General features: G+C 77.5%; 1 protein-coding gene. It reads right to left on the minus strand.

The genetic code is table 11. The features are described 5' to 3' along the window. Positions 1–29 precede the first annotated feature (29 nt). Positions 30–846 (minus strand): NsdA family TPR-like regulatory protein (locus tag SSOG_RS28295; RefSeq protein WP_483754811.1); only part of this gene is annotated, 817 nt, incomplete at its 5' end.

Raw genomic sequence — 846 nt, forward strand, 5'->3', positions numbered from 1 at the left:
GCCGGACCCACCCTCGGACCGGTCCACCGTCAGACCGGGCTCTCGCGGGCGGCCTGCTGGTAGCGGGCGAGGAAGTCCGCGACCGACGCGTTGCGGCCGTGCGGGCGCAGCAGCCGGGCGGTGTCCTCCAGCATGCGGCGGATCCGGGAGGACGTGACCTGGTTCAGCAGGCCCAGGGCGCGGTCGGCCGCCGCCGCGGCCGCCTCCGGCTCGCCGTCCGCGACCAGGTCGCTCGCCAGCTCCGTGGTGAACAGGGCGATGTTGCGGGTGAAGTGGGGCTTCTGGAGGGAGACCGCGCGGCGTGCGTGCTCCGCCGCACGCCCCCAGTCGCCCAGTGCCGACCAGCACTGCGCCTCCAGCCCCTCCAGTTCGGCCTCGCCGAAGAAGGTCATCCACTCCGGGTCGTCGTCGCAGGGGCCGCGGCCGAAGAGCGCCTGGGCGCGCAGCAGGGCCCGTTCGCAGCCGCCGCGGTCCGCCAGCCAGGCCCGCCCGCCCGCCTCGCGCAGTGCGATGAGCGACAGCAGCCGGGGCGAGGCCAGCCGCCGCGCGGCCCGCTGCGCGGCCTGGGCGGCGCGCACGGCCTCGCGCGGGCGCCCGGCGTCGCGGGCGAGGAAGGCGGTGTTGCAGAACGCGTGGGCCTCCAGGGCGGGATCGCCCGTGACGCGCGCGGTGGCCAGCGCCTCCGCGTAGTGCGAGCGGGCGTCGGTGAGCCGTCCTGAGTCATGGGCGAGCCAGCCCACCGAGATGGCCAGCTCGCCCGCGCCCGCGTACAGCCGCTCCACGACGGACCGGCCGTAGCCGCCCGCGTCGAGCAGCGCGTACGCGGCGCTCAGCGGGCGCGCGGTG

Origin of the sequence: Streptomyces himastatinicus ATCC 53653, from assembly GCF_000158915.1 — a bacterium.
GTDB classification, from domain to species: Bacteria; Actinomycetota; Actinomycetes; order Streptomycetales; family Streptomycetaceae; genus Streptomyces; species Streptomyces himastatinicus.